At 56.3% G+C, this 5535-nt stretch carries 6 protein-coding genes and 1 pseudogene; 5 read left to right on the plus strand and 2 right to left on the minus strand.

Going from position 1 to position 5535, the window contains the following annotated elements:
- The 5 genes and pseudogenes from P7F28_RS15420 to P7F28_RS15440 form a co-directional block, all read left to right on the plus strand.
- Positions 1–207, plus strand: a pseudogene (locus P7F28_RS15420) (MnmC family methyltransferase); the annotation flags it as partial.
- A gap of 159 nt (positions 208–366) precedes the next feature.
- Positions 367–567 (plus strand): DUF3311 domain-containing protein, encoded by a 201-nt coding sequence (locus tag P7F28_RS15425; protein ID WP_277185391.1) that lies wholly within the window; start codon positions 367–369, stop codon positions 565–567.
- Positions 564–2045: a monocarboxylate uptake permease MctP gene (mctP, locus tag P7F28_RS15430; RefSeq protein ID WP_277185392.1), complete on the plus strand. Its 1482-nt coding sequence runs from the start codon at positions 564–566 to the stop codon at positions 2043–2045. The genes P7F28_RS15425 and mctP overlap by 4 nt, the downstream gene beginning before the upstream one ends.
- Before the next feature lie 92 nt (positions 2046–2137).
- A complete protein-coding gene (locus P7F28_RS15435) occupies positions 2138–3067 on the plus strand; it encodes an LLM class oxidoreductase (protein WP_277185393.1) in 930 nt (309 codons plus the stop codon).
- Positions 3068–3082: 15 nt separating this feature from the next.
- Positions 3083–4525, plus strand: coding sequence for an amidase (locus P7F28_RS15440; RefSeq protein ID WP_277185394.1), 1443 nt, complete (start codon positions 3083–3085; stop codon positions 4523–4525).
- A gap of 47 nt (positions 4526–4572) precedes the next feature.
- Here the strand turns inward: P7F28_RS15440 and P7F28_RS15445 are convergent, their stop codons facing one another.
- Positions 4573–4947 (minus strand): H-NS histone family protein, encoded by a 375-nt coding sequence (locus tag P7F28_RS15445; RefSeq protein WP_277185395.1) that lies wholly within the window; start codon positions 4945–4947, stop codon positions 4573–4575.
- A gap of 452 nt (positions 4948–5399) precedes the next feature.
- Positions 5400–5535, minus strand: a 136-nt coding sequence (locus P7F28_RS15450; RefSeq protein WP_277185396.1) for a DUF3331 domain-containing protein, incomplete at its 5' end; no start/stop codon positions are given.

Consider the following 5535-nt stretch of genomic DNA (forward strand, 5'->3'; position numbering starts at 1 on the left):
GCGCTTTATCTCGACGGCTTTGCACCCGCAAAGAATCCGGACACGTGGACGCCGGAGATTTTCGCTTGCTTAGCGTTACTAAGCCACGACGATGCCACCTTCGCGACTTATACGAGTTCAGGGCATGTAAAGCGCGCATTGCTTGCCAGCGGTTTTATTTATCGCAAGGTACGCGGCTTTAGCGGCAAGCGCGCAATGTTGATTGGCTGTAAACCACGCGCTTAGAGAAAGGCGTTTGTAATTCTTATACGGCTCAGGCAGCAAAGCCAGATTTCCTCGATAATGCGCTCCCGTTGACGCGTGCTTCGCAAGCGACACGGAGCACGAGTCTTTTCATAACGATATGGATACTCGAGGAGAACCGCTTTGCCATCCGACCACGATGCACCGCGCCGTCCCTGGCTTTGGGTCACGCTGCTGATTCCGTATATCGCCCTGCTTTGGCTGCCCTTTTATAACGACACGCGTCCCGCAATCGGCGGCTTTCCGTTCTTCTACTGGTATCAGTTCTTGTGGGTGCCGCTCACGTCGCTGTTGCTTTACGTCGTGTACAGGGGCATCAAATGAGCGATATCAATCCGGTCGATCCGGTGGCGATGACCGTCTTCGTCGCATTCTTTCTGCTGGTCACCGTGCTCGGCTTTCTGGCGGCGCGCTGGAAGCGTGGCGATCTCACGCAACTGCATGAATGGGGTTTGGGCGGCCGTCAGTTCGGCGTGCTGATTTCGTGGTTTCTTGTCGGCGGCGACTTTTATACGGCTTATACGGTCATCGCGGTGCCTGCGCTGGTTTATTCGGTTGGTGCATATGGATTCTTTGCACTGCCTTATACGATCATCGTGTATCCGTTCGTGTTTGCGGTCATGCCGAAGCTCTGGAAAATCGCCCATGCCAAAGATCACATTACCGCTGCGGATTACGTGCAAGGCGAATACGGCGGCAAGTGGTTTCCGGCGGCGGTCGCGTTGACGGGTATCGTTGCAACGACGCCTTATATTGCGTTGCAACTCGTCGGCATGCAGGTGGTCATCAAAGGACTGGGCGTCACGGGCGAATTGCCGCTGATCATCGCGTTCATCATTCTTGCGCTCTATACCTATACCAGCGGCCTGCGCGCCCCCGCGATGATCGCCTTCGTCAAAGACATCATGATCTATATCGTTGTGATCGCGGCGATCTGGCTCATTCCGATGAAGCTCGGCGGTTACGCGCATGTCTTCGATTCCGCCGATCAATTCTTTCAGGCCAAAGGCGGTGCGACCGGCATTATTCTTAAGCCCGCGCAATTCACGGCTTATGCATCGCTTGCTTTAGGCTCGGCGCTCGCCGCGTTCATGTACCCGCATACGATGACGGCCGTGCTGTCTTCATCGTCGGCTACGACGGTTCGCAAAAACGCTATTTTTCTGCCTGCTTATACGCTTTTGCTTGGGCTGATCGCCTTGCTTGGCTATATGGCGATTGCGGCGGGCGTGCATGTGAAGTCGGCGTCGGACGTGGTGCCGGCTTTGTTCGGCACGTTGTTCCCGTCATGGTTCGTAGGCTTTGCCGCTGCGGCCATTGCGATCAGTGCATTGGTGCCTGCGGCGATCATGTCGATCGGATCGGCGAATCTGTTCACGCGCAATTTGTGGCGTCCGCTGGTATCGCCCGATATGTCGCCTGCGGCGGAAGCCTCGTGCGCTAAGCTGGTGTCGCTGGTGGTGAAATTCGGCGCGTTGCTCTTTATCGTGTTCTTGCCTACGCAATACGCCATCGATCTGCAATTGCTTGGCGGCGTATGGATCTTGCAGATATTCCCGGCCATCGTCTTTACGCTTTATACGCGCAGGCTGACCACGCCCGGTCTGTTCGTGGGCTGGCTAGTGGGTATCGTGCTCGGTACGAGTCTGGCAATTGCTCAAGGGCTTAAGCCGGTGTTCGTGGTGCATCTTGGCGCGGCTTCGTGGCCGCTTTATATCGGCATCATTGCGTTGGTCGTGAATATCTTAGTGACGTTCGTCGTCTCGATGGTGACCAAGCGGAGCTTTGTGCCTGCGGTTTAAGGCGCTTATTGGCCTAAGCAATCCGGCGTCGATCAAGACGCCGGTTTCATCGCAGTGTTAGGATCGGTTGGAACTCATGCTAACCGCTCATCATGCCCGTTTCATCCTCCATTGCGGATCGCATCTTTGCGCCTGGCAAGCTGTCTATCGGACTGACCTTGCCCCTGGTCGTGTCAGGACAACATATCGTCGATTTCGCGGACCAAATCGAGTTGGCGCGCTTAGCGGATCGATCGGGCTTTCGTGCGCTATGGGTACGTGACGTGCCGCTCAATAGCACCGATTATCCCGATCCTGTCGGCCATCTCGATCCCTGGGTTTTGCTTGGCGCGTTAGCCGCCAACACTCAGAATATTGCGCTTGCCAGCGGCGCGATTGTCTTGACCTTGAGGCATCCGCTGCATATTGCCAAAGCGGCTATTTCCGTCAATACGCTTTCTAACGGGCGATTTTTGCTTGGCTTAGGCTCGGGCGATCGGCCGCCCGAATATGCGGCCTTCGGTCGTGAGTCCGAAGATCGGCGTGAGCTTTATCGACATCATTGGGAGATCGTGGAAGCGGCCGTTAATGTGCCTTCGCGCGTCATTCCGGATCGCTCGCCGCCGTTCTATTTATTGCCGCAGCAAAGCGCATCCATTCCCATGCTGGCGGTGGGTTCAGGCGGGCAAAGTGTCGATTGGATTGCGCGGCATTCGCTTGGCTGGATGACTTATCACCGCGAACCCCAGGCGCAACGCGGGCGCTATAGCATGTGGCGCGCGGCCGTCGATCGCGTTGCGCCCGACGGCTTCCGTGCATTCGGCGTGGCGATGCGTCTGGATCTTAGTGATAATCCTGACGAACCGGCAAGCGAATTGTCGCTTGGTTATCGCGCGGGACGTCATGCCTTGATTGCGTTGCTGCATGAAATGCGCGATGCGGGCACGCATCATGTCACGTTGAATGTATCGTCGGAAACGCGCGCGGCGCGTGACATCGTCGAAGAAATTGCGGAGCATGTCTTGCCGCATTTTCATCGCTAAGAAAAGGAGCAGTCAATGACCACTGGCGATATCGTCTCGCTCGACGCCCTCTCGCTTTCGCAAGCTATTCAGACGCGCAACGTGTCCTGTGTCGAGGTAATGGATGCTTATCTCGCGCAAATAGAACGGCTTAATCCCAAGGTCAATGCAATCGTCGCGCGCGTAGACGACGATACCTTGCGCATGCAAGCCGCCGAGCGCGATGCGCAACTATCTCGCGGCGAAAGCCTTGGTCCTTTGCATGGATTTCCTCAAGCGCCTAAGGATATCTTGCCAGTTGCAGGCATGGTGACGACCAAAGGATCTCCCATCTATGCAGGACAAGTCAGCGCCGCCGATGCAGTCGTATTCGAACGCATGCGGCGCGCGGGCGCAATCTTTATCGGCCGGACCAATTCGCCTGAATTCGGCTTAGGCGGCCACACTTATAACCCGGTCTATGGCACGACCCGCAATGCCTTTGATCAGTCTCGCTCGGCGGGCGGCAGCAGCGGCGGCGCGGCCGTCTCCGTGGCCTTGCGCATGCTGCCGTTTGCGGATGGATCGGACATGATGGGTTCGCTGCGCACGCCCGCCGCATTCAACAATGTGTTCGGCTTTCGCTCGTCGCCCGGCTGGGTTCCCTACGCACCCGCCGACGACGTGTTCTTTCAGCAATTCAGCGTCGCGGGGCCGATGGCGCGCACGGTGCCCGAACTCGGTCTGCTCTTCTCCATTCAGGCGGGCTTCGATGCCCGCGCGCCGCTCTCACGCCGAAGCGATCGGCCAACGGATTTCGCGAATGCTTTAGCGCGCGATATGCGAGGGTCGCGCGTGGGTTGGTTAGGCGATCTGAATGGCCGCTTAGCGATGGAAGCGGGGCTGATGGAAGTATATGAATCCGCCCTAAGCCATTTTCGGACCGCAGGCTGCACGGTCGAACACGCGCAAATTGATTTCGATTGGGATCGCTTGTGGAATGCGTGGCTTGATTTGCGCAGCTTTACCTTTGCAGGCAACAACGCGCCGCTTTATCGTGACGATTCGAAACGCGCCTTGCTTAAGCCGGAAGCCGTTTGGGAAATTGAGCGAGGCCTGAAACTCTCAGGCGAGGATGTGTTCCGGGCCGTGCGCGATCGCTCTGCCTTTTATCAAGCCATCAACGCGCTATTCGACCAATTCGATTTTCTGGTGATGCCCGCCGCGCAAGTCTTTCCTTTCGATGCCTCGCTCGACTGGCCGCATGCAATTGGCGAGCGCACGATGGATACATACCATCGCTGGATGGAAACTGTCGTGCCTGCAACGATGGCTTCCTTGCCCGCGCTAAGCGCACCGGCAGGCTTTGGGTTGGGTGGCCTTCCGGCCGGATTGCAGATTATCGGGCCGACACAAAAGGATCTGGCTGTATTGCAACTCGGTTTGGCGTATCAACACGCAAGCGGCTACGCCGCTAAAAACAGTCCGCTCCTCGGCTAAGAATAAAAACAGCGCGTCGCAAGCCTAAGCCTGATGACGCGCTGATTTCACTTAGCCGCTGATCGACCGCGGCGTGCAGCTTCGATCAAAAACACGCTGCGATCCGGCGCATCTTTGATCCATGCAGGCGGACGTGCATGGCCGCTCCATGTCAGTCCCGAAGCCGGGTCGCGATACTTGGGTGGCAATTTGGGTTGATTAGCCGATTTGCTTGCAAGCTTAACGCCATTCTTCGAACCTGAAGGACGTCCGCGTTTCTTGCCATTTACACCGCGTTTATCCAGGTCAGCCGTGGTCAAGCCATATTCCTGCATCAGGGTGCGGATATTCGCAATCACCTCAGCGGATTTCCGTTCACGCAATGCATCTGCGCGACGCTGCAATTTCTGGATCTGGCCTTCCAGTTGTGCCAATGTAGCCATATTCCCTCCTTGATTCGATCTGCGGAAATGAGACCGGGCATAAGTACTGGGCATTCAATGCAGGCCTTGGCGCACGTGATTCGCAAGCGTGATGCCTTGCTTAACAACGCGTCCAACATGTCTTGACCTTTGCATTCTGCCACATGGGCATCTTAAGGCGTTAGGCAATTGGCAAGCGCTCTTTTCTCAAAAGATTACCTTTCTATTTATTGAATTCATTTTCGATAAAGAACGCCTGAGAAATTACATAGGCTTAAAGGCATAGGAATATAGGCTTACTCGAATACCATTTTCTTTAGCGGGAAGTCGGACCATTGCTTAGGCTGCGCGTCGCACGGCGCAATCCCGCTTAAGCGTGTTGCGCGCATCGATGCAATTTTGACTAGGCCAAACGGCTAAGCGACGAGGCGTGCATTGCGCACGCCTCGTAACATATGCTAAAGCGAATCGGCCTATTCCTGAGTTTCGGATGCTGGCGCGAGAGCACGGGCTAGAATCATCGCGCCGCTATTGAGCGGCACGGAACTGCCTACGCGCCTTGGGCGATATACCGGCTGTCCGCGCCGAATCGACTGACCGCTTAGCGCG

Source organism: Caballeronia sp. BR00000012568055 (assembly GCF_029439455.1).
In the GTDB taxonomy this organism is placed as follows: domain Bacteria; phylum Pseudomonadota; class Gammaproteobacteria; order Burkholderiales; family Burkholderiaceae; genus Caballeronia.

Excerpts from the sequence above, each read along its gene's own strand:
- mctP (WP_277185392.1), top strand. The coding sequence starts at position 564 with ATGAGCGATATCAATCCGGTCGATCCGGTGGCGATGACCGTCTTCGTC.
- P7F28_RS15435 (WP_277185393.1), top strand. The coding sequence starts at position 2,138 with ATGCCCGTTTCATCCTCCATTGCGGATCGCATCTTTGCGCCTGGCAAG.
- P7F28_RS15440 (WP_277185394.1), top strand. The coding sequence starts at position 3,083 with ATGACCACTGGCGATATCGTCTCGCTCGACGCCCTCTCGCTTTCGCAA.
- P7F28_RS15445 (WP_277185395.1), bottom strand. The coding sequence starts at position 4,947 with ATGGCTACATTGGCACAACTGGAAGGCCAGATCCAGAAATTGCAGCGT.